General features: G+C 25.0%; 23 protein-coding genes and 1 tRNA gene. 14 read left to right on the top strand and 10 right to left on the bottom strand.

Going from position 1 to position 23,203, the window contains the following annotated elements; translation table 11 throughout:
- Window positions 1-10: 10 nt before the first annotated feature.
- The 5 genes from trmD to BUAMB_RS01840 all read right to left on the bottom strand — a co-directional run bounded on the left by trmD (window position 11) and on the right by BUAMB_RS01840 (window position 4,288).
- Window positions 11-784, bottom strand: coding sequence for a tRNA (guanosine(37)-N1)-methyltransferase TrmD (gene trmD, locus BUAMB_RS01860; RefSeq protein WP_014500086.1), 774 nt, complete (start codon window positions 782-784; stop codon window positions 11-13).
- Between the two features lie 14 nt (window positions 785-798).
- Window positions 799-1,314 (bottom strand): ribosome maturation factor RimM, encoded by a 516-nt coding sequence (rimM, locus tag BUAMB_RS01855; RefSeq protein ID WP_014500085.1) that lies wholly within the window; start codon window positions 1,312-1,314, stop codon window positions 799-801.
- 8 nt (window positions 1,315-1,322) lie between these two features.
- Complete coding sequence (gene rpsP, locus BUAMB_RS01850) at window positions 1,323-1,580, bottom strand: 30S ribosomal protein S16 (protein ID WP_014500084.1); 258 nt, start codon at window positions 1,578-1,580, stop codon at window positions 1,323-1,325.
- Window positions 1,581-1,666: 86 nt separating this feature from the next.
- The gene (gene ffh / locus BUAMB_RS01845) at window positions 1,667-3,028 is read right to left on the bottom strand and encodes a signal recognition particle protein (RefSeq protein WP_014500083.1); all 1,362 of its coding nucleotides are present in this window, start codon (window positions 3,026-3,028) and stop codon (window positions 1,667-1,669) included.
- 114 nt (window positions 3,029-3,142) lie between these two features.
- The gene (locus tag BUAMB_RS01840; protein WP_014500082.1) at window positions 3,143-4,288 is read right to left on the bottom strand and encodes a chorismate mutase; all 1,146 of its coding nucleotides are present in this window, start codon (window positions 4,286-4,288) and stop codon (window positions 3,143-3,145) included.
- A gap of 245 nt (window positions 4,289-4,533) precedes the next feature.
- On the opposite strand from BUAMB_RS01840, the gene rplM reads away from it, so the two are divergent.
- Together rplM and rpsI are read left to right on the top strand one after the other, a co-directional pair.
- A complete protein-coding gene (gene rplM, locus BUAMB_RS01835) occupies window positions 4,534-4,965 on the top strand; it encodes a 50S ribosomal protein L13 (protein WP_014500081.1) in 432 nt (143 codons plus the stop codon).
- Between the two features lie 17 nt (window positions 4,966-4,982).
- Window positions 4,983-5,375 (top strand): 30S ribosomal protein S9, encoded by a 393-nt coding sequence (gene rpsI / locus BUAMB_RS01830; RefSeq protein ID WP_014500080.1) that lies wholly within the window; start codon window positions 4,983-4,985, stop codon window positions 5,373-5,375.
- A gap of 64 nt (window positions 5,376-5,439) precedes the next feature.
- Here the strand turns inward: rpsI and cgtA are convergent, their stop codons facing one another.
- From cgtA to BUAMB_RS01805, 5 genes are all read right to left on the bottom strand, one after another.
- The gene (gene cgtA / locus BUAMB_RS01825) at window positions 5,440-6,444 is read right to left on the bottom strand and encodes an Obg family GTPase CgtA (RefSeq protein WP_014500079.1); all 1,005 of its coding nucleotides are present in this window, start codon (window positions 6,442-6,444) and stop codon (window positions 5,440-5,442) included.
- A gap of 147 nt (window positions 6,445-6,591) precedes the next feature.
- Window positions 6,592-6,846: a 50S ribosomal protein L27 gene (gene rpmA, locus BUAMB_RS01820; protein ID WP_014500078.1), complete on the bottom strand. Its 255-nt coding sequence runs from the start codon at window positions 6,844-6,846 to the stop codon at window positions 6,592-6,594.
- Window positions 6,836-7,174 carry a 50S ribosomal protein L21 gene (rplU, locus tag BUAMB_RS01815; RefSeq protein ID WP_014500077.1) on the bottom strand — a complete coding sequence of 113 codons (339 nt, stop codon included), beginning with the start codon at window positions 7,172-7,174 and terminating at the stop codon, window positions 6,836-6,838. Before rplU ends, rpmA begins: the two co-directional genes overlap by 11 nt.
- Before the next feature lie 52 nt (window positions 7,175-7,226).
- The gene (gene murA, locus BUAMB_RS01810) at window positions 7,227-8,477 is read right to left on the bottom strand and encodes a UDP-N-acetylglucosamine 1-carboxyvinyltransferase (RefSeq protein ID WP_014500076.1); all 1,251 of its coding nucleotides are present in this window, start codon (window positions 8,475-8,477) and stop codon (window positions 7,227-7,229) included.
- Between the two features lie 53 nt (window positions 8,478-8,530).
- Window positions 8,531-8,773 carry a BolA/IbaG family iron-sulfur metabolism protein gene (locus tag BUAMB_RS01805; RefSeq protein ID WP_014500075.1) on the bottom strand — a complete coding sequence of 81 codons (243 nt, stop codon included), beginning with the start codon at window positions 8,771-8,773 and terminating at the stop codon, window positions 8,531-8,533.
- A 459-nt stretch (window positions 8,774-9,232) separates the two neighbouring features.
- Here BUAMB_RS01805 and greA point away from each other — a divergent pair, with 459 nt between their 5' ends.
- From greA to pnp, 12 genes are all read left to right on the top strand, one after another.
- Window positions 9,233-9,712: a transcription elongation factor GreA gene (gene greA, locus BUAMB_RS01800; protein ID WP_014500074.1), complete on the top strand. Its 480-nt coding sequence runs from the start codon at window positions 9,233-9,235 to the stop codon at window positions 9,710-9,712.
- 89 nt (window positions 9,713-9,801) lie between these two features.
- Window positions 9,802-10,422 (top strand): 23S rRNA (uridine(2552)-2'-O)-methyltransferase RlmE, encoded by a 621-nt coding sequence (gene rlmE / locus BUAMB_RS01795; protein WP_014500073.1) that lies wholly within the window; start codon window positions 9,802-9,804, stop codon window positions 10,420-10,422.
- Between the two features lie 68 nt (window positions 10,423-10,490).
- Window positions 10,491-12,329, top strand: a complete 1,839-nt coding sequence (gene ftsH / locus BUAMB_RS01790; protein WP_014500072.1) for an ATP-dependent zinc metalloprotease FtsH — start codon at window positions 10,491-10,493, stop codon at window positions 12,327-12,329.
- A gap of 171 nt (window positions 12,330-12,500) precedes the next feature.
- Entirely contained in the window at window positions 12,501-13,835 is a 1,335-nt protein-coding gene (gene glmM / locus BUAMB_RS01785) for a phosphoglucosamine mutase (protein ID WP_014500071.1), read from the top strand.
- Window positions 13,836-14,118: 283 nt separating this feature from the next.
- Window positions 14,119-14,448 carry a preprotein translocase subunit SecG gene (gene secG / locus BUAMB_RS01780; RefSeq protein ID WP_014500070.1) on the top strand — a complete coding sequence of 110 codons (330 nt, stop codon included), beginning with the start codon at window positions 14,119-14,121 and terminating at the stop codon, window positions 14,446-14,448.
- A gap of 38 nt (window positions 14,449-14,486) precedes the next feature.
- Window positions 14,487-14,569: transfer RNA gene (locus tag BUAMB_RS03070), tRNA-Leu, on the top strand.
- 332 nt (window positions 14,570-14,901) lie between these two features.
- On the top strand, window positions 14,902-16,389 hold the full coding sequence (nusA, locus tag BUAMB_RS01775) for a transcription termination factor NusA (protein WP_014500069.1): 1,488 nt from the start codon (window positions 14,902-14,904) through the stop codon (window positions 16,387-16,389).
- 16 nt (window positions 16,390-16,405) lie between these two features.
- Window positions 16,406-18,961 (top strand): translation initiation factor IF-2, encoded by a 2,556-nt coding sequence (gene infB, locus BUAMB_RS01770; RefSeq protein ID WP_014500068.1) that lies wholly within the window; start codon window positions 16,406-16,408, stop codon window positions 18,959-18,961.
- A 33-nt stretch (window positions 18,962-18,994) separates the two neighbouring features.
- The gene (gene rbfA / locus BUAMB_RS01765) at window positions 18,995-19,354 is read left to right on the top strand and encodes a 30S ribosome-binding factor RbfA (protein ID WP_014500067.1); all 360 of its coding nucleotides are present in this window, start codon (window positions 18,995-18,997) and stop codon (window positions 19,352-19,354) included.
- 39 nt (window positions 19,355-19,393) lie between these two features.
- On the top strand, window positions 19,394-20,332 hold the full coding sequence (truB, locus tag BUAMB_RS01760) for a tRNA pseudouridine(55) synthase TruB (protein WP_014500066.1): 939 nt from the start codon (window positions 19,394-19,396) through the stop codon (window positions 20,330-20,332).
- Window positions 20,333-20,439: 107 nt separating this feature from the next.
- On the top strand, window positions 20,440-20,709 hold the full coding sequence (rpsO, locus tag BUAMB_RS01755) for a 30S ribosomal protein S15 (RefSeq protein ID WP_014500065.1): 270 nt from the start codon (window positions 20,440-20,442) through the stop codon (window positions 20,707-20,709).
- A 145-nt stretch (window positions 20,710-20,854) separates the two neighbouring features.
- Complete coding sequence (gene pnp / locus BUAMB_RS01750) at window positions 20,855-22,945, top strand: polyribonucleotide nucleotidyltransferase (RefSeq protein ID WP_014500064.1); 2,091 nt, start codon at window positions 20,855-20,857, stop codon at window positions 22,943-22,945.
- Window positions 22,946-23,203 lie beyond the last annotated feature (258 nt).

The following is a 23,203-nucleotide window of genomic DNA, read 5'->3' as shown; positions in this document are numbered from 1 at the left end:
TTAAAAAATATTATAAATTATTTTTTTTAGTTTGTTTTTTAAAATCATTTAGTAATTCTTGTTCTTTCATATTTAATTGTTTATCTTTTAAAAGATCTGGACGTTTAATCGATGTTTTTCCAAGTGATTGTTGTAAACGCCAAAGACGAATATTTTTATGATTTCCAGATAATAAAATTTTTGGAACTGACATATTTTGTACAACTCTTGGTCGAGTATAACTAGGATAGTCAAGAAGATTATTAGAAAAAGAATCTTCTTGTATTGATTGTTTAGTTTTAATAACGCCCGGAATTAATCTAGAAATAGAATCAATCATAACCATAGCAGCTAATTCTCCTCCAGTCAGTACATAATTTCCAATAGACCATTCTTCATTGACTTGAGAATCAATAATACGTTGATCTATTCCTTCATATCGACCACATATAAAAATAATTTTTTTTTTCGTAATTAATTCTTTTATGTTGTTTTGTTGAAATGTTTTACCTTGAGGAGATAAGTAAATAACAGTTGCATTGCTTAGAATTGATTTTGCATATTTTATAGCTAAATATAAAGGTTGAAAACTCATTAACATTCCAGCGCCTCCTCCATAAGGACGATCATCTATAGATCTATATTTATTATTACTAAAATCTCTTAAATTTAAACAATTGATATGAATTATTTTTTTTTGAATTGCTTTTCCAATAATCCCATAATTAGTAATAGCATGAAACATTTGGGGGAAAATAGTAATAATATTAAACCATATTAGGGGATTGTTATTTACTTTGTTCATTTAGAATATATGATTTAGTTCCATGTAACTATTATTAATTTATTATGAATATTAATGTTTTTTATTATTTTATTTTCTATAAATGGAATTAATATATTTTTTTTAAATGGACTTAATTTATTTTTTATTACAAGAATATCATTATTATTAGTTCTAATTAAATTAATTACTTGACCAATATAATTATTGTTTGTATTAAATACTTTACAATCAAGCATATCATTCCAATAATAATTATTGTCTTTTAATAATGGCAATGTATATTGATTAATAATTATGTATGAATTGGTAAAATTTTTTACAATTGAACGATCAGATATATCTTCAATATGCACAATAAAATTTTTTTTATATTTTCTCCAGTTATTTATTTTTATTTTAGTCCATTTTTTTTCTTTTAAAAAAAACCAAGGCAGATAACTGAATATTTTTTCTTTTTTTTCTGTAAAAGAAAAAACAGTTATCCAGCCTAATATTCCATAAGATTTTCCTACTTTTCCGATTATTAATGGTTTAATAGGTATATCAATATTATCTTTTATAAAATGCTCTCTTTTTTATTAAATAATTTTATTAATTGTTTAGTGCGATCTGACATTTGCGCTCCTTGATTGATCCAATATTGCACTCTTTGTAAATTGATTTTAAGTATTTCAGATGCTCCCTTAGCAATAGGATTAAAAAATCCTATTTTTTCAATAAAACGACCATTTCTAGAAAAACGGCTATCTGCTACTACCATTTTATAAAAAGGACGTTTTTTTGTTCCATATCTTGATAAACGAATTTTAACCATATTTTATTCCTTAAAAAAGTTTTTTCATATAGATTAATTATGATATCAAAAAATAATTAATATTTTATTTTAAAATAAAAATATTTTTATTTTAAAAAATTTTTTGGTAACATATTTTTTATCCCTCTCATTACCTTTGATATTCCACTAGTTTTTATTTTTTTCATTATTCTGCGTATATCATCAAAATTTTTTAATAATTTATTTACATCTTGTATTTTTGTTCCAGATCCTAAAGCTATTCTACGTTTTCTTGAACCTTTTATAATTGTTGGTTGTTTTCGTTCTTTAGGTGTCATAGAAGATATAATAGCTTCTATCTTTGTTAATGTATTTTCATTCGTGACACATGATAATGTATTATTAGATAATTGATTATTAATAGATAGTTTATCTATAAAATAATTTAACCCTCCTATTTTTTGCATTTGTTTTATTTGTATTAAAAAGTCATTTAAATTAAAATCATGGCCTTGTTTTATTTTTTTTGTTAGTTTCTGAATGTCTGATTGATTTACTTTTTCTTCAATATCTTCAATAAGAGATATCATATCATTCATTCCTAAAATACGATCAGCCATTTTTTCTGGATGAAATTCTTCTAATGATGTTATTTTTTCTCCTGTTCCTATAAATTTAATTGGTTTTCCAGTAATATATCGCATTGATAAAGCAACACCACTTCTAGAATCACCATCTGTTTTTGTTAATATTATACCAGAAATTAATAATTCATTATTAAATATTTTTGCCATATTTATGGCATCTTGCCCCATCATAGAGTCTACTACTAATAATGTTTCAATAGGTTTAGATAGTGTTTTTATTTCATAAATTTCATTCATCATATTTTTATTAATATGTAAGCGACCTGCTGTATCAATTAATAGTACATCATACAATTTTAATCTTGCATATTGCATTGCTTGTTTAGTTATTTCAATTGGTTTTTGATTTGTTTTAGATTGAAAGAAATCTATTTCAATTTGCTGAGATAATATTTGTAGTTGTTTAATAGCAGCTGCGCGATAAATATCAGTAGATACAATTAATATTTTTTTTTTGTATTTTTCTTTAATCCATTTCCCTAGTTTTGCTAAACTTGTAGTTTTTCCTGAACCTTGTAAACCAATTAATAATATTATTGCAGGTGGTTTAGTAGATAAATTTAATAAATTATTTTTTTTTCCCATAATAAATATTAATTGATTTCTAACTATTTTAATAAATTCTTGTCCTGGTGTTAAACTTGTATTAATTTCATTACCAATAGATTGATCTTTAACATTTTGTATGAACTGTTTTATAACTGATAATGTGACATCTGCTTCTAATAGTGCTTTCCGTACTTCTCGTATAGTATCTTTGATATTTTCTTCTGTAAGTCTTCCTTTATTGATAATTTTTTTAAAACTGTTTGCGAGACGTTGTCTTAAGTTTTTAAACATTATTTATTGCTCATGTTAAAGTTTTAATATTTAATTTTTGTAAAATATATATATTTATATATTTATAAAATTAGTTACTAAATTATTGATTTTTTAAAAATTTTTTAGGAATGATTAGGATAATGTTTTATAAGGATAACTACCTAAAATTTTTATAAGTGTAGTAAATTTTTTAATTTTTTTAAGAGTTTCTTTTATTAAAATTGATGATAGATTAACTTGAATTTCAATATAAAATTTTTCTTCTAATGATTGATGATTTAATGTTCGATCAGTTAACTTTTTTATAATAATTTTTTTGTTTTTTAATATAGATAATATATTAGCAAGAGCTCCTGATTTTTTTTTAATAGTAAATAAAAAAATTATTTTTTTATTTTTGTTTTTAGAAACATCAATTAGATTACGATTTAATATAATAAATTTTGTAATATTTTTTTCTTCATTTGCTAAATTTTTAGATAAAATTTTTAATCCATATATTTTACTACCAATTTCACTGCCTAATGCTGCATTAGTTTTTTGATTAGATTCAGATATTATTTTCATAGCATCTGCAGTACTGTTTGTATAATTAATTGTCCAATTTGGAAATTTTTTAATAAAATTGCTGCATTGTTTAAATGGTTGAGGGTGACTATAGATATTTTTAATTTTTTCTAATGTAATTTTTTCAATTGAAAGTAAACAGTGATTAACAAAAATATTAATTTCTCCAACAATAAATAAATTTGTATCTTCTAATAAATCTAATACTTCATTAATATAACCAGAACAAGTATTTTCAAGTGGTAAAATCGCATAATCTGATTGATGTTTTTCAACCGCTTTAATTACTTCTTGAAATGTTAAACATTCTTGTATATTGCATGTTTGAATATTTTGGTTTGAATATTTACAAGCTGCAATATGAGAATAAGAACCTTTAGGACCAAGAACTGCAAAATTAGCGTGAGTTAAATTATTATCATGATTAAATTTTTGTAATGTTTTTTTTTGAGTTAACACTGATTCTTCAATTATTACTTGAAATAATTGAGTAATAAATGCTGGTTCAAGATGATTTATTTTTCCTAAACTAGTTAGTTCATTGATCATTGTTTTTTCACGTTCTAAATCTCGTATTTCTTGTTTATTTTTAATTTTAGATTGAGCTATTTCTAATACTAAATGTTTTCTTTCTGCTAATAATTTTACAATGTTTCTATCAATTTTGTTAATTTTATCACGAAAAAATAATAAAGAATTTTTAGTAGGCATAATTTATTACCAATGAAATATTATAGTGCATTCAAATAAAATGATGTTTATAAAAAAATTAATTATTAAATATAATAATATAGATAAATTTTTATTAAATACTACTAATTATAATACAATTAATTTGATTAATTTGATTAATTTTATTAATTTTAATAAATCTTACAGTACATTTACTATATCTTATTAATTTCAATGATAGTATTATTTTATATATAGAAAATTATACTTAAGTGAGTTTTATAATGAAAACATTTTCAGTAAAATTAAATGATATCAAACGAAATTGGTATTATGTTGATGCAACTAATAAAATATTAGGTAGATTGGCCAGTGTATTATCATCTTATCTTCGAGGAAAAAATAATATTCAGTATACTCCTCATCTTGATACTGGTGATTATATTATTGTTTTAAATGCTTCAAAAATTTTAGTAACAGGTAAAAAAAAGATTGACAAAGTTTACTATCATCATACAGGTTATGTAGGTGGCATAAAAAAATATAGATTTGAAGAAATGATTTCTTTACATCCAGAAAGAATTATAAAACATGCTGTAAAAGGTATGTTACCTAAAGGTCCTTTAGGGCGTGCTATGTTAAAAAAATTAAAAGTTTTTTCAAATGGAGATCATCTTCATATAGCTCAATGTCCTAAATTATTAAATATTTTATAAAGGTATATAAAAAATATATGATTATAAATCAAAACTATGGTACTGGTCGTCGTAAAAGTTCTTCTGCTAGAGTATTTCTTAGATCTGGAAATGGAAAAATTTTTATCAATAAACGTTCCTTAAATGATTATTTTGGTCGTGAAACTTCTTGCATGATTGTTCGTCAACCATTAGAATTAGTAGATATGATCGATAAATTTAATATTTATATAACAGTTAAAGGTGGAGGTATATCTGGTCAAGCAGGAGCTATTCGTCAAGGTATTACTCGTGCTTTAATTAAATATAATCAATTATTACGGTTTGAATTAAGAAAATCTGGATTTGTCACGCGTGATTCACGTCAAGTAGAACGTAAAAAAGTTGGTTTACGAAAGTCTAGAAAACGTCCACAATTTTCTAAACGTTAAAATTTAACAATATTAGTATATCCATTTTTAAAAGAACTTGGTTTTGAAAAACCGAGTTCTTATTTTATTTTTCTAGATATTTACTAATGTCATAACATAGTTGTTTTATACTATTTTTTTGAATAGATGAAATGAAATAATATTGATTCGGTAATTTAATCTGATATTTAATTTCGTTTATAATTTGATTGATTTTAGTTTCATTTAATAAATCAGTTTTATTAAAAATTAACCATCTTGGTTTATGATATAAATCTAAACTGTATTTTTTTAGTTCTTTTAAAACTATTTTGATATTATCTAGTGGATGATAATTATTTTGAGGAACTAAATCAACTATGTGAAGTAGTAATTTACATCTTTCTAAGTGTTTTAAAAAACGCAGACCTAATCCAGAACCATGAGAGGCTCCTTGAATGATTCCAGGAATATCAGCTATAATAAATTTTTTATTATTTTTTATTTTTACACTACCTAAAATGGGATTTAATGTTGTAAATGGATAACTTGCAATTTTTGTTTTAGCACCAGATATGTTTGCAACAAAAGTAGATTTTCCAGCATTAGGCATGCCCAAAGTACCAACATCTGCTATTAATAATAATTCTAATTGTATTTCTCTTTTTTCTCCTTTTTGACCTAATGTACTTTGCTGAGGTGTACGATTAGTTGGAGATTTAAATCTAGTATTACCTAAACCATGCCAACCTCCTTTAGCAATAATTATTTTTTGTTTATGTTGAATTAGATCTTCTATTATTTCTCGTGTTTGATAGTTTATTACTTTAGTTCCTGTAGGTACGTATATCTTTAGATCTTTTCCTTTTTTTCCAGAGCATTTTTTACCTGATCCATTTTGTCCATTTTCTGCTTGAAATTTTTTCTTAAATCTAAGATCTATTAAAGTATTTAAATTATTATTAGCTTCTAACCAAATATTTCCACCATCTCCACCATCTCCACCATCTGGCCCTCCTTTAGGAATATATTTTTCTCTTCTAAAATTAACACAACCATTTCCACCGTTTCCTGCAATCACTTCTATTATAGTTTGATCAATAAATTTCATGTTTTATCCATGTACTATATGTGTTTTATTTTGTATTAAATAAATATTTATAATGGTTTTATATGTTATATAAATTAATTTATAAAATAATATATATAAAAAATAACCCCTAGAATAAGGGGTTTTTATAAAAAATTTATATATTATTTAATTGATAACGTTAATATATGTTCTTTTTTTTAATCCTTTTGTTTTAAATTCGACTTTTCCTGTTATAGTAGCAAAAATTGTATGATCTTTTGCACAACCTACATTTTTTCCAGGATGAAATTTAGTTCCTCTTTGTTTAACAATAATACTTCCTGCAGAAATAAATTCACCTCCAAAACATTTTACACCTAATCTTTGAGCATTAGAGTCTCGTCCATTTCTAGTTGATCCGCCTGCTTTTTTATGCGCCATGTATTATATCTCCTTGAATATTATAAATGTCTAAAATTTTAACATCAGTAAAATATTGACGATGACCTTGTTGTTTTTTATAATGTTTACGGCGATTAAATTTAATAATTTTAATTTTTTTTAAACGACCATGATTTTGAATGTTAGCTTTTATTATTCCACCAGAAATAAAAGGTGTACCAACAATTGTAGAATCTTTTTCAGATATCATTAAAATTTTATTAAAGTTTATAGTCTTACCGATTGGACAGTTTAATTTTTCTAATCTAATCACTTGATTTTTAATGGCTTTGTATTGCTTTCCACCGCTTATAAAAACTGCATACATACAATACTCCAGTTATGTTACTTGTTTTTAAAAATTTTTATAAAAATTATGTTTATATAATTTTTATATCAGCTCCTAATTTATTAAGTTTATCAGGAAATGAATCATATCCTCTAAAAAGATGATAAGTATGATTAACTATTGTCACACCTATAGCAATACAACTAGCTAAGATTAATGTAGCTGATCCTCTTAAATCACTACACAAAATATTCGAAGCTATTAATTTTGGTATTCCATAACATGTCATAGTGTTATTTTTAATCTTTAATTTTGCACCCATTTTAATTAATTGAGAAGCATAAATAAATCGATTTTCAAAAATGTTTTCCGTTATTACACCGACTCCTTGAGAAATTGTGTTTAATAATGCAAATTGAGATTGCATATCTGTTGGTAGTCCTGGATAAGGAGCAGTGTTAATATTTAAAGATTTTGGACGTTTTCCTCGCATATCTAATTCAATCCAATCTTTTCCTGTTGTGATTATAGCTCCAGATTTACTTAAATTCATTAATACAGTTTTTAAATGCTTAGGTTCAGTTTTCTGACAAATAATACAACCTTGTGAAATTGTTGCTGCTATTAAAAAGGTTCCTGTTTCAATTCTATCCGGAATAATTTTATGTTTTCCTCCAGTTAATTTTGATACACCTTTAATATATATTGTTTTTTTTCCTGCACCAACAATATTAGCACCTATAGAATTTAAAAATTTTGCAATATCTATAATTTCTGGTTCACGAGCTGCATTATCAATAATTGTTAAACCTTGAGCTAAAGTAGCAGCACTCATTATTGTGATAGTAGCACCAACACTAATTTTTTCCATAAAAATATATTTTCCCTGAAAACGTCCTTTTATATAAGCACTGATATAATCACCTTTTACATTAATAATCGCACCCAACTGAGTTAAACCAGATAAATGTAAATCTATTGGTCTATTACCTATTTTACATCCTCCAGGTAAATATATTTTAGCTCTTCCAAAACGTGATAAAAGAGGACCTAGTATCCAAATAGATGCTCTAATTTTATTAATTAAATAATATGGTGCATAAAAAATATTTATTGAACTGGCATCAATATGAATATTATTTCTTTTTTTAATTTTTGCTCCTAAGTGTATAAGTAATTTAAGTGCAATTTGAATATCAGTTAAATTAGGTACATTACTAATTTGAATTTTTTCTTTTGTTAATATAGTCATAAACAAAATAGGTAATGCTGCATTTTTAGATCCAGAAATAATTACATTACCATTTAAATTTTTGTTTCCTTTTATACATAACTTATTCATGTATTAATAGATCTCTATTTTATTTAAATATATTTTTAAATCATAAACATTATTTATTTTTTATGTTTTTCCCATTCTTCATTTGTATAAGTAAGAATAGATACTGCATGAATATGTTTTTCTGTGATCATCTCAATTAAAGGTTCATAAACGATTTGTTGTTTTTTCACGGAACTAAGTCCTATAAAAACATTTCCAATAGCAATTATTTTAATATGCTTGTTATCTCCTGTGACATATATTTCTTTTAAATTTAATTTTTTCATTAGTAGTAACTTGATGTTTTTATTATTCATTTTTATATACTTTTTATATTAATAATTTAATTGAATATTAATTTTTTATAGATTTTATTCGTTTTTAATTAAATTGATTTACAAATAAAACTAGATAATTTATGCGTTAAATAAATCGACTTGAAATATATAACTCTATTGTGAAAATTTTGATAAATTATTTTTTTTAATTTAAAATAGATATATATATTTTTAAATATATTTTAATTATTTATAAAATTTAATTAAATATCATTAATATAAATTTCATATTTGATAATATAATTTTAAAAACATTAAAATAAAATATACAGTATAAATTATAATTTTTTAAAAAATACAGTGTTATTATGTTTATAGCTTTTTACATTAATTATAATTTAACAGTTTTAAAAATTTTCAAAAGCATTTTATTAAATTTTGTTTTTAGAAGTTTTTTTTAAAGAAATATTCTATAAATAGAAAAGGAGTATTCATATTATGGTTCATTTAATCCCTATGACTGTGCGAGGTGCAGAAAAACTTCTTCAAGAACTTAAGATACTAAAAAGCATAAAACGTCCTCGTATTATTCAAGCAATAGTGGAAGCTAGAGAACATGGTGATTTAAAAGAAAATGCTGAATATCATTCAGCACGTGAAGAACAAAGTTTTTGTGAAGGTAGAATTAAAGAAATTGAATTAAAATTATCTAATTCTCAAATTATTGATGTAAAAAAAATATCTAATACTGGTCGAGTAATTTTTGGTTCTACTGTAAATATTTTAAATATAAACAACAATAAAACATTTACGTATAAAATTGTAGGTGATGATGAATCTGATTTTAAAAAAAATTTAATTTCTATTAATTCTCCCATTTCTAGAGGTCTTATTGGAAAAAAAATTAATGATACTGTTAATATATCTACACCAGGCGGTGATGTTAAATATAAAATTTTAAAAATTGATCATATATAGTTTTAAAAAAAATAAAAAGATTTATTGTTTTTGATTTTAATTTCATCAAAAACTATCTATTAAAAAATTAATATTTAAATAATAAAAATATGATTTCTAAAAAAAAAATAAAAAGTTCTAATTATTGGCTTCGAGAGCATTTCTCAGATCTATATGTCAAAGAAGCAAAAAAAAATAATATACGTTCACGTGCTTGGTTTAAATTAGAACAATTAGATAAACAAAATAAGTTATTTCAAATAGGTATGAATATTATTGATTTAGGTGCCGCTCCTGGTAGTTGGTCTCAATATGCTGTTAATAAAATAGGAAAAACAGGATATATTATAGCATGTGATATATTACCTATTAAACCAATAATAGGTGTTAATATTTTTCAAGGAGACTTTCGTAATCAAGAAATGTTAAATAAGATGTTATCTTTATTGAAAAATATAACATTTCATTTAGTGATGTCAGACATGGCACCTAATATAACAGGTAACTTTTCTATTGATATGCCACGCATTATTGAATTGTCTAAATTAGCATTAAAAATATCAAATTATGTTTTATCTAAAAATGGCACTTTTTTATTAAAATCTTTTCAAGGAGAAGGTTTTAATGAATTATATCAAGAGATTAAAACATATTTTAAAAAAGTTAAAATTTGCAAACCTAAAACTTCTCGAACAAGATCTCGAGAAATCTTCATTATAGCAACCAGATAAAAAATAGTAGATATCTGTGTTCTTTTTTAAATATATAGATTCAATGAGAGGTTGTTCCTTTGAGTGACATGGTTAAAAACCTGATCTTCTGGTTAGTTATTACAATTGTATTAATGTCTGTTTTTCAGAATTTTAATACTAATGATGTTAACAATAATCATAAAGTTGATTATTCAACTTTTTTATCAGAAGTTAATCAAGATCAGGTGCGTGAAGCGTATATTAATGGACGCATGATTAGTGTTACTAAAAAAGATAGTAGTAAATATATTACTTATATCCCTATTAATGATCCTAAACTTTTAGATAATCTTTTAATAAAAAAAGTTAAAATTATTGGAGCAGTTCCTGAAGAACCTAGTCTTCTTGTTTCAATTTTTATTTCTTGGTTTCCGATGTTATTATTAATTGGAGTCTGGATTTTTTTTATGCGTCAAATGCAAATTGGCGGTGGAAAAGGTGCAATGTCATTTGGAAAAAGCAAAGCACGTATGCTGTCAGAAAATCAAATTCATACTACTTTTTCAGATGTTGCTGGCTGTGATGAAGCAAAAGAAGAAGTGAGTGAACTAGTTGAATATCTTAAAGAACCTAGTCGTTTTCAAAAGTTAGGAGGGAAAATTCCAAAAGGTGTATTAATGGTTGGTCCACCTGGAACTGGTAAAACATTACTTGCAAAAGCAATAGCTGGTGAGGCTAAAGTTCCTTTCTTTACTATTTCTGGTTCTGATTTTGTTGAAATGTTTGTCGGAGTTGGAGCTTCTAGAGTTAGAGATATGTTTGAACATGCGCGAAAATCTGCACCATGTATAATTTTTATTGATGAAATTGATGCAGTAGGTCGTCAGAGAGGAGCTGGATTAGGTGGTGGACATGATGAAAGAGAGCAAACATTAAATCAAATGTTAGTTGAAATGGATGGTTTTGATGGTAATGAAGGTATTATTTTAATAGCTGCTACTAATCGACCTGATGTGTTAGATCCAGCTCTTTTACGTCCCGGTCGTTTTGATCGTCAAGTTATTGTTCCCCTACCAGATATTCGTGGAAGAAAACAAATTTTAAAAGTTCATATGCGTAAAGTTCCTTTGTCTAAAGATGTAGATCCAATGATTATTGCACGGGGTACACCAGGTTTTTCAGGTGCTGATTTAGCTAATTTAGTTAATGAAGCAGCTCTTTTTGCTGCTAGACTTGATCATCGCGTAGTATCTATGTTGGAATTTGAAAGAGCAAAAGATAAAATGATGATGGGTTCTGAGCGTAGATCTATGGTTATGAGTGATTTTCAAAAAGAATCAACTGCATATCACGAAGCTGGTCATGTGATTATTGGAAGATTAGTACCTGATCATGATCCTGCGCACAAAGTTACTATTATTCCAAGAGGTCGAGCATTAGGTGTGACGTTTTTTTTACCAGAGTCAGATACATTTAGTATTAGCCGTCAAAAGTTAGAGAGTCAAATATCGACATTATATGGTGGTCGTTTAGCTGAAGAAATTATTTATGGTACTAAAAACGTTTCTACTGGCGCATATAATGATATTAAAATCGCTACTAGTTTAGCGAGAAATATGGTAACTCAATGGGGTTTTTCAGAAAAATTAGGACCTTTATTATATTCTGAAGAAGAAGGAGAAGTATTTTTAGGTCGTTCTGTAGCCAAAGCAAAACATATGTCAGATGAAACGGCTAGAATTATCGATGAAGAAGTAAAATTATTAATTGAAATTAATTATAAAAGGGCACGGAATATTTTAAATGATAATATTGATATATTACATTCAATGAAAGAAGCGTTAATCAAATATGAAACAATTGATGCTCTACAAATCGATGATTTAATGGAGAGAAGAGAAGTACGTAAGCCAATAGGTTGGATTGAGACAGAAATTAATAAATAGTTTTTTAATTCAGTAATATAAATATTTTAAAAATATTTATTTTTTAATGTTTGATATTCTTTTTGACATGTCTTGAAATAAGATGAAGGCATAAAATTATTATCACTTCATCTTATTTTTTAAAAAATTCTTGAAAAATAATTTTTAAAAATAGTACAGGAATCTATTATCATGACTTTTTTACAATATTTCAAAACAGATGGAATTCGTGGAAAAGTAGGAGATAATCCAATGACGTTAAATTTTTTATTAAATTTAGGATGGTCAATTGGAACAGTATTAGGTAAAAATAAAAGTAAAAAAATTATTATCGGTAGAGATACTCGTATTTCTGGAAATATGTTACAGTCTATTTTAGAATTTGGGATTTTATCGACAGGTGTATCTACTTTATTAGTTGACTGCATGCCTACTTCAGCAATTGCATATTTTACAAAATTTTTTAATGCTTCTGCTGGTATTGTAATTTCTGCTTCTCATAATCTTTTTTATGATAATGGCATAAAAATTTTTTATAAAAATGGTATTAAATTAACTAAAAAAATTGAATGTAATATTGAAAATCATATTAAAAATAATTTTTTTTACTCTAATGTAAGTAATTTCGGTTGTTCTAAAAATATGATAGATCCTGAAAATAAATATATAAATTTTTGTAAAAATACTTTTCCTAAAAATTTAAATTTATCATATTTTACTATTGTTATTGATTGCGCTAATGGTTCAACATATAATGTAGCCCCAAAAATTTTTCAGGATTTAGGTGCAAAAGTTATAGTAATGTCTAATACTCCTAATGGAGTCAATATAAATGAAAATTCTGGATCAACTAATATTATAAAATTAAAAAAAATGGTTGTATTAAAACAAGCTGATATTGGATTAGCATTTGATGGAGATGGTGATCGTATTATAATGGTAGATCATTTAGGTAATCAAGTAGATGGAGATCAAATAATTTATATTCTTGCAAAAGAATATTTGAAAAATAAGAAATTAGAAGGTGGAGTAGTAGGCACTCTAATGACTAATATAGGCGTGATTTTAGGTTTTAAAAAACTAGGAATTCCTTTTTATACAAGTCATATAGGAGATCGTAATGTATACAAAAAAATTAAAGAAAAAAAATGTATATTAGGAGGAGAACAATCAGGTCATATTATTTTATTAGATAAACATTCTACTGGAGATGGTATTATAGCTAGTTTACAAGTATTTGTAAGTATGATTAATAATAATATGTCTTTATATCATTTAGCAAATCAAATAAAATTATTTCCACAGATTATACTAAATATTTATTTAAAAAACCTAGAAAATATTAATAAAAATATAAAAATAAAAAAGATTCTTAATCAATATAAAAAATTTTTAGGAGAAAACAGTTGTGTATTAGTTCGTAAATCAGGAACAGAACCATGTATTAGGATTATGGTTCAAGGGGAAAATTATACAAAAGTTTATAAGTTTGCGCATTATATTGCAGATACTATCAAATTACTTTAATATTATTAAATTCATATTATAAGATTAGATTATATTATAAAATATCATATTTAATAAATTTTCTATAAAATGAAATATTTTTAATACGATTCCATTAAAAAAAATTGAATAGTATTTGAAAAATATAAAATATATTTAATTTTAAAAAAATAATTTTATATCAAAATAAATAATTTATATCTAATCTCTTAGATATTCATGTTATATAAAAATATTTTTATTAAAATATATAAGTTGTAAAAATATAACACAAAAAGATATTATAATAAGGAAATAATTTTTTATGTATTGGTTTTTTTTAGTATGTTTTATTTTTATTTCTATTTCTTTAATTTTTTTAATTTTATTACAGCCCGTACAAGAACTAAATAGTACAATTTATTCTAGTATAAAAAATAATGATACAGTTTTTAGATGTGTTAAACAAAATAGTTTTTTAATAAATATTATTAGAATACTTGCTTGTTTATTTTTAATAATAAGTATGATTTTATGTAATATTAACAATAGAATAATAGAGTCTAATTTTTTTTTAGAAGATGATGCTAAACAAACGACTATGAAAACAGATTCTATAGATAAAAAGATATTAAATTCTGACATACCATACTAATATTTTTTAAAGAAATAAATATACTAATTATGTTTTATGCCGAGATGGTGAAATTGGTAGACACGCTATCTTGAGGGGATAGTGCTGAATAAGCATATGGGTTCAAATCCCATTCTCGGTATTAAAATATATTATAAATATAATTTAATAAATTTAAATTAAATTATTTTGTTTTTAAAGATTTTAAAATTATTAATATATATTTAAAAAATAGGGTAATAGTACCTAAAACCCCGAATTTTCGGGGTTTTTATTAGAATATTTATTTTTATAAATAATATGCATTTTCATTAATATTTAAATATTCATTAATTATTAATTATATAAAGTTTTAATTCATAAAACTTAATATATTAATTATCTGATTTTATAATTAAAATTTTTATCATTAATTGTATGTAAAATAATTGTTAATTATTCATTTTAAGAAGTTTTATTTTGAGGTTCTACAAGATGAATAAAGAAATCTTAGCTGTTGTTGAAGCTGTTTCTAATGAAAAATCTCTTCCCCGTGAAAAAATTTTTGAAGCTTTAGAAATTGCATTAGCAACAGCAACTAAAAAAAAATATGATCAAGAAATTGATGTTAGAGTAAGTATTAATCGTAAAACTGGAAGTTTTACTACTTTTCGACGTTGGATGGTAGTAGACGTAGTAACTCAACCAACTAGAGAGATTACTTTAGAAGCTGCATGTTTTGAAGGTGAAAAATTTTTATTAAATGATTATATAGAAGATCAAATTAAATCTGTAAATTTCGATAGAATAACAACACAAACTGCAAAACAAGTAATTGTACAAAAAGTACGTGAAGCCGAACGAGCTATGTTAGTTGAACAATTTCGAAAATATGTTGGTCAAATTATTACTGGGATCGTTAAAAAAAATAACCGAGATAACATAATGTTAGATTTAGGTAATAATGCTGAAGCATTAATTTTACGTGAAGGTATGTTACCTAGAGAAAATTTTCGTCCTGGCGATCGTGTTCGAGGTATTTTATATGGAGTATATCCAGAAGCTCGCGGTTCTCAATTATTTATAAGTCGTTCAAAAACAGAAATGTTAATTGAATTGTTTCGCATAGAAGTTCCTGAAATTGGAGAAGAAGTTATTGAAATAAAAGCAGCAGCACGTGATCCAGGTTCTCGTGCTAAAATTGCAGTAAAAACTAATGATAAACGAATTGATCCAGTAGGTGCTTGTGTAGGTATGAGAGGAGCGCGTGTACAAGCTGTTTCAAGTGAATTGTGTGGTGAACGCATTGATATTATTTTATGGGATGATAATCCTGCTCAATTTGTTATAAATGCTATGGCTCCAGCTGATGTTTTTTCTATCGTTGTTGACGAAGATAACCATACTATGGATATAGCTGTAGATTCTAATAATTTAGCGCAAGCTATTGGTCGTAATGGTCAAAATGTTCGATTAGCTTCTCAAATTAGTGGTTGGGAATTAAATGTTATGACAAAAGAAGATTTACATTCTAAACATCAAGAAGAAGCACATGCCGCATTTAGTATTTTTAAAAATAATTTAAATATTAATGAAAATATTATTAAGATTTTAGTAAAAGAAGGTTTTTCTTCTCTTGAAGAATTAGTTTATATACCTTTTGATGAATTATTAAAAATTAAAAGTTTAACTAAAGCAGAAGCAACTTTAGTACGTGAAACTGCAAAAAATAAATTACTATCAATAGAATTAAATCAAAAAAATGTTTTTAGAGAGAGAAAAGTAGAGGAAAATTTGTTAAAAATTGATGGTATGAATGATATTTTGGCCTCTCAATTAGCGAAAAAAAACATATTTACTTTAGAAGAGCTAGCTGATCAAGGGATAGATGATTTAAGTGATATAAAAAACTTAAATTCAGAACAAGCTGGCTTGTTAATTATGACTGCTCGTAATATTTGTTGGTTTGGTAGTAAAGTCTGATAAATAGGAAAATAGTATGCCAGATATAAGTTTAACAGTTTTGTCTGATGAAATTAAAATAGCAACTAATGAATTAATAGAAGCATTATCTAATATAGGTATAAAAAAAGATCATAATGATAATATTAGTGTATTTGAAAAAAATCTTTTATTAAAATATTTAGAGTCAAAAAAACAATATTCTTTAGACACTTTAATTTTGCAAAGAAAAACACGTAGTATATTAAATGTATCAACTATTGGAGGAAAAAATAAATCTGTACAAGTAGAGATTAGAAAAAAAAGAACTTATACAAAAAATAAAGATCGAAATATTTTTAAAAAAATAACAGAAAATAATAATATAGAAAATAAACACATTAATAATTTTGAAAATGTAGAATCAAAAAATAATAATATTATATTGCCTAATGTGCAAAAAAAAAATCAATGTAAAGTAATAAAACAAGATGACAAAAAGAAAAAATTAAAAAATAATATTGAATTAAACATTTTTGATATAAATAATAAAAAAAGAACTAAACATAAAAAAGAAAATTGGTCTTCTTACGAAGAAGAAAAAAAAGATTATCATCTAACAACATTTTTACATGCTCGTCAAGCTGAAGATGATAATGATAGAGCAGTGGAAATAGATAAAAGAAATCATAATCGAACTTTAAAAAATTATCGTAAAAAGAAAAATAACAAACAATTTTATCATGGAAAATTTCATAAAGAAGATGCTCGTATTAATCATCGTAATAAAAAAATTTTAAAACAAAAAAATAAACCTATTTTATTACAACAGGTTTTTCAAAAACCAGAATCTGTTGTTAATAGAGATGTAATTATTAGCAATACAATTTCTGTTTCAGATTTAGCTAATAAAATGGCTGTAAAAAGTTCTGAAGTAATAAAATATATGATGAATATAGGTATTTTAGGCACAATTAATCATATTCTTGATCAAGATACGGCTCAATTAATTGCAGAAGAAATGGGTCATAAGGTTATTATACGTCGAGAAAATGTATTAGAAGAACTCATAATGAAAGATCGTGATACAGGAAATAATATTTTTGTTATTAGAGCTCCAATAGTCACTATTATGGGACATGTCGATCATGGAAAAACTTCATTATTAGATTATATTCGTGTAACAAAAACTGCATTTTATGAAGCTGGAGGTATTACACAAAATATTGGTGCTTATCATGTAAAAACTGATTTAGGTGCGATTACTTTTTTAGATACTCCTGGACATTCAGCATTTACTGCTATGAGAGCTCGTGGCGTGCAGTTAACTGATATTGTTGTGTTAGTTGTAGCAGCAGATGATGGAGTAATGCCGCAAACAATTGAAGCAATTCAGCACGCAAAAGAGGCTAATGTTCCTGTCATAGTTGCTATTAATAAAATTGATAAAATTGATACTGATATTAAAAAAATAAAAAATGATTTAATGAAGTACAACATTCTTTCAGAAGAATGGGGAGGTGAAAATATATTTGTATCTATTTCTGCAAAAACAGGAACGGGTATTAACAAATTATTAAGTTCTATTTTACTTCAAGCAGAGATGTTAGAACTTAAAGCAGTATCTACTGGAATGGCAGAAGGAATTGTTATAGAGTCTTTTCTTGATAAAGGAAGAGGACCTATAGCTACTGTTTTAGTAAAAAAAGGAAATTTAAATAAAGGAGATATAATATTATGTGGTTTTGAATATGGTCGCGTTAAAGCGTTATATAATCAAAACGGTCATGAAGTAAATAGTGTAGGGCCTTCTATTCCTGTAGAAATTTTGGGATTATCTAAAGTGCCTTTTTCAGGAGATATTATTACTGTAGTACGTGATGAAAAAAAAGCAAAAGAAGTAGCTTTATATCGTAAAGCAAAATCTCGTGAGATCAAATTATTAAATCAAAATAGAATTAATTTAGATAATATGTTTGATAGTATAAATAAAAATAATATTTCTGAATTAAAAATCATTCTTAAATCGGATATACAAGGTTCTTTAGAAGCTATTTCTGGGGCGTTACTAAAATTATCTACTAGTGACGTAAAAATTAATATTGTAAGTTTAGGTATTGGAGGAATTACAGAAACAGATGCTTCTTTAGCTTTAGCATCAAATGCTATTATTTTAGGATTTAATGTTCGTGCAGACGCTGCTGCTAAAAAAATAATTCATACAGAAAATTTAGATTTAAGATATTATTCAGTAATTTATGATTTACTAAATGAAGTAAAAGCTGCGATGATTGGTTTATTATCACCTGAATATAAAGAAAACATTATTGGTTTAGCTGAAATTAGAAATATATTTAAATCTCCTAAATTTGGTTTAATAGCTGGTTGTATGGTTATAGAAGGTATTATTAAACGTAGTAATCCTATTCATATTTTAAGAAATAATATAGTTATATATGAGGGTGAATTAGAATCTTTAAGACGTTTTAAGGAAGATGTAAATGAAATACGTAATGGATTAGAATGTGGAATTGGGATAAAAAATTATCATGATATATGTATTGGAGATATTATAGAAGTGTTTGAAGTAAAAGAAATTAAAAGAACATTATAAATTATTATTTATATTTTATTTGGTTAGATAATTATGGAAAAGCCGTTTAATAGGTCTATGCGTATTGCTCAAGAATTGCAGAAAAATATATCGCATATTATTCAAGTTTCACTTAAAGATCCTCGTATTATAACTATGATTACAGTATCTTCAGTCAAAGTTTCTAAAGATTTATCTCATGCTCAAGTATTTTTAAGTTTATTTGATACTAATAAGTCAATTAACATTAAAAAAATATTAATTATATTAAATAAATCTGTTGGTTATATTAGAAAATTATTATGTCAAAAAATGAAATTACGAATCATGCCTAATATTATTTTTTATTATGACGATACTTTATTAAAAGGAAATAACATCTCATTACTTTTAAAAAAAGTAATAAAAAAATAATAAGTATATATGTAATGTTTCATAAAAAAGGTAAAATAGATGTTTTTTTATAAAAAACGCAATGTACATGGGCTTTTATTATTAGATAAACCTAAAGGTATATCTTCAAATAATGCTTTACAAAAAGTCAAAATTATTTTTAATGCAAAAAAAGCAGGTTATGTTGGAACTTTAGATCCTTTAGCTACAGGAATGTTGCCTATTTGTTTTGGAGAATCTACAAAATTTTCGCATTATTTAATGCAATCTAATAAAAGATATCATGTTATTGCTAAATTAGGTGAAAAAACGTCTACTTTTGATTCTGATGGTGTTGTTATACAAAAACGCCCTATTTTATTTGATTCTTTAAAACTTATATCATCAATTAATGAGTTTATTGGTACTATTAATCAAATGCCTTCAATGTATTCAGCAATTAAATATAAAGGTTTGCCTTTATATAAATATGCCCGTAAGGGATTAAATGTTCAAAGAAAAACAAGAAAAATTATAATACATGATATATATTCTGTTCATCAAGAAAAAAATTTAATTGAATTTAAAATATTATGTTCAAAAGGAACATATATTCGCACACTCATTGATGATTTAGGAGAAAAATTAGGTTGTGGTGCTCATGTGATTTTTTTAAGACGATTACAAGTAGCTTCATATTGTAATAATCAATTAATTACATTGCCTAGTTTATATACATTAAAAAATGAAAATAATATAAATAATATTGATTTTTTTAAAAAAATAGATAGTTTATTAATGCCTGTAGATAGTCCAATATCTTTTTTACCTAGAATATGCTTATCTACTCAAAAATCTTATAATTTCGCTTTAGGTCAAACAGTCAAATTGAATTTTAATATAAAAGATGGTTTAGTACGCGTAATAGAGGAAAGAAAAAAATTTATTGGTTTAGGAGAAATTAAACAGGGTAAGTTATTAATTCCATATCGCTTAATTTCTACACATGCTGCTAATTAAGTTATTCACTATTAAATTTAAGATTAGCATGATATTATTTTAAAATTATTAAAAAAGTTAATATAAATTTAATATAGTTTTAAATATATTATATGGAGTGTTATTACATGTTTTTATCTAGCATTAATAAACAAAACATTATTTTAAAATATGGGAAATCAAAAAAAGATAGTGGAATAACAGAAGTACAAGTGGCATTATTAACGAAACAAATCAATCATCTTCAAATGCATTTTTCTGAACATAAAAAAGATCATTGCAGTCGAAGAGGTCTTTTGAATATGGTTTCAAAACGTCGTAAATTATTAGATTATTTAAAGAAAAAAAATATAGATCGCTATACTATTTTAATTGAAAATTTAAATTTAAGACGATAGATAATTATTTTAGAAAAAAATAAAATTTTATATTAATACAAGTATATTTTATAAAGGGCTTTATTAGCCCTTTTTTACAATTTAATTTAAAATATTTGAGTAAAATATTTTTTATTAAAATGTATTTCATGTTAAGGATATTATTTTGTTAAATCCAATTATACGTAAATTTCAATATGGCCAACATACTATTACGTTAGAAACAGGTGTAATGGCTCGACAAGCTACCGCTGCAGTTATGGCTAGTATGGATGATACAGCAGTTTTTGTCACTGTTGTTGGGCAAAAAAAAATATATTCAGGACAAAAATTTTTTCCATTAACTGTAAATTATCAAGAACGTACATATGCTGCAGGTCGTATACCTGGTGGTTTTTTTAGAAGAGAAGGACGTCCAAGTGAAAATGAAATTTTAATTGCTCGATTAATAGATCGTCCTATTCGTCCATTGTTTCCAAAAAATTTTTTAAATGAAGTTCAAATAATAGTTACAGTAGTATCAGTTAACCCACAAATCAATCCTGATATTATTTCAATTATAGGTGCATCTGCAGCACTCAGTTTATCAGGAATTCCATTTTATGGGCCTATCGGTGCTGCTAGAGTAGGTTTAATTAATAATCAATATATTTTAAATCCCATTAGTGATGACATAAAAAATAGTTCTTTAGATTTAGTAATTTCAGGAACACAAAATGCAATTCTTATGGTAGAAGCTGAATCTAAAATACTTAGTGAAGAACAAATGCTTGGAGCTATTATTTTTGGTCATCAACAACAACAAGTAGTTATTAATAATATTCGTTCTTTTTCTAATGAAGCTAGTAAATTACCTTGGGTAATGTCATATCCAGAAATCAATAAAATATTAGAATCAAAAATAACTAGTTTGTCACAACAAAATATAAGTAATGCTTATTTAATTTTTAATAAACAAGAAAGATTTGAAAAATTAAATAATATTAAAGAAGAAGTCATTAAAGTGTGTTTAGAAGATGATTTAAATGTTGATATATTAGTTATAGAAGATATATTACAAAATATCGAAAAAAAAATCGTTCGAAAACGTATATTAAATCATCAAATACGTATTGATGGACGTGAAAAAGATATGATTCGCGCTTTAGATATTCGTACTGGTATTTTACCTCGTACACATGGTTCGGCTTTATTTACTAGAGGTGAAACTCAATCTTTAGTCGCTGTGACATTAGGTACATCTCGAGACGCTCAAAATTTAGATGAATTATTAGGAGATAGAATCGAAAATTTTTTATTTCATTATAATTTTCCGCCATATTCTGTTGGAGAAATAGGAATAGTCGGATCACCTAAAAGACGAGAAATTGGACATGGTCGTCTTGCTAAAAGAAGTCTTTTAGCTGTTATGCCTACATTAAATGATTTTCCTTATACTATTAGAGTAGTATCTGAAATTACTGAATCTAATGGTTCTTCTTCAATGGCATCTGTTTGCGGTGCTTCTCTAGCTTTAATGGATGCTGGCGTTCCAATTAAATCTGCTGTCGCTGGAATAGCAATGGGATTAATAAAAGAAGGTAAAAAATATGTTTTACTTTCAGATATTTTAGGTGATGAAGATCATTTAGGTGATATGGATTTTAAAGTCGCAGGTACAAAAGAAGGCATTACATCTTTACAAATGGATATGAAAATAGAAGGTATAACTCATGAAATTATACATACAGCTTTAAATGAAGCACGATCAGCTAGATTGCATATTTTAAATGTAATGAATCAAGCATTAAGTAAATCAAGAAGTGAGATATCTGAATTTGCACCTCGTATCCATACCATTAAAATTAATCCTGAAAAAATTAAAGATGTAATAGGAAAAGGAGGTTCTGTTATTCGTATGTTAACTGAAGAAACTGGAACGATTATTGAAATTGAAGATGATGGAACAGTGAAAATATCATCAAGTGTCAGAGAAAGAGCAAATAATGCTATTCGTAGAATTGAAGAAATTACAGCAGAAATTGAAGTAGGGCGTATTTATTCTGGAAAAGTAACTCGTATTGTTGATTTTGGTGCTTTTGTATCTATTGGTGTTGGTAAAGAAGGATTAGTACATATTTCACAGATTTCTAAAAAAAGAGTTGATAAAGTTTCTAATCATTTAAGACTTGATCAAGTTATATCTGTTAAAGTTTTAGAGATAGATCGTCAAGGTCGTTTAAGATTAAGTATTAAAGAGATAGACAATTCTATTTAATCTAATAAAATAATAAAAAATAATATTATTATATGTGTGATATATTAATTTAAATATTATTTATGTTTTTTTCAATAAAATATAGATTTATATCTATTCAGATAGTACCATATAAATAGAAATCGTATATAATTTAATGTATATTATTTTAATAATATTTTGTAAATGTTAATATATTAATTTCAATAAACTGCTAATGTTTTGTATATAGATATTATATATTTAAAATTATTATTAATAACAACTAATAAATATTAT

The organism is Buchnera aphidicola str. Ua (Uroleucon ambrosiae) (assembly GCF_000225465.1).
GTDB lineage: Bacteria > Pseudomonadota > Gammaproteobacteria > Enterobacterales > Enterobacteriaceae > Buchnera > Buchnera aphidicola_B.
This window is presented reverse-complemented; position numbering and strand designations above follow the sequence as displayed.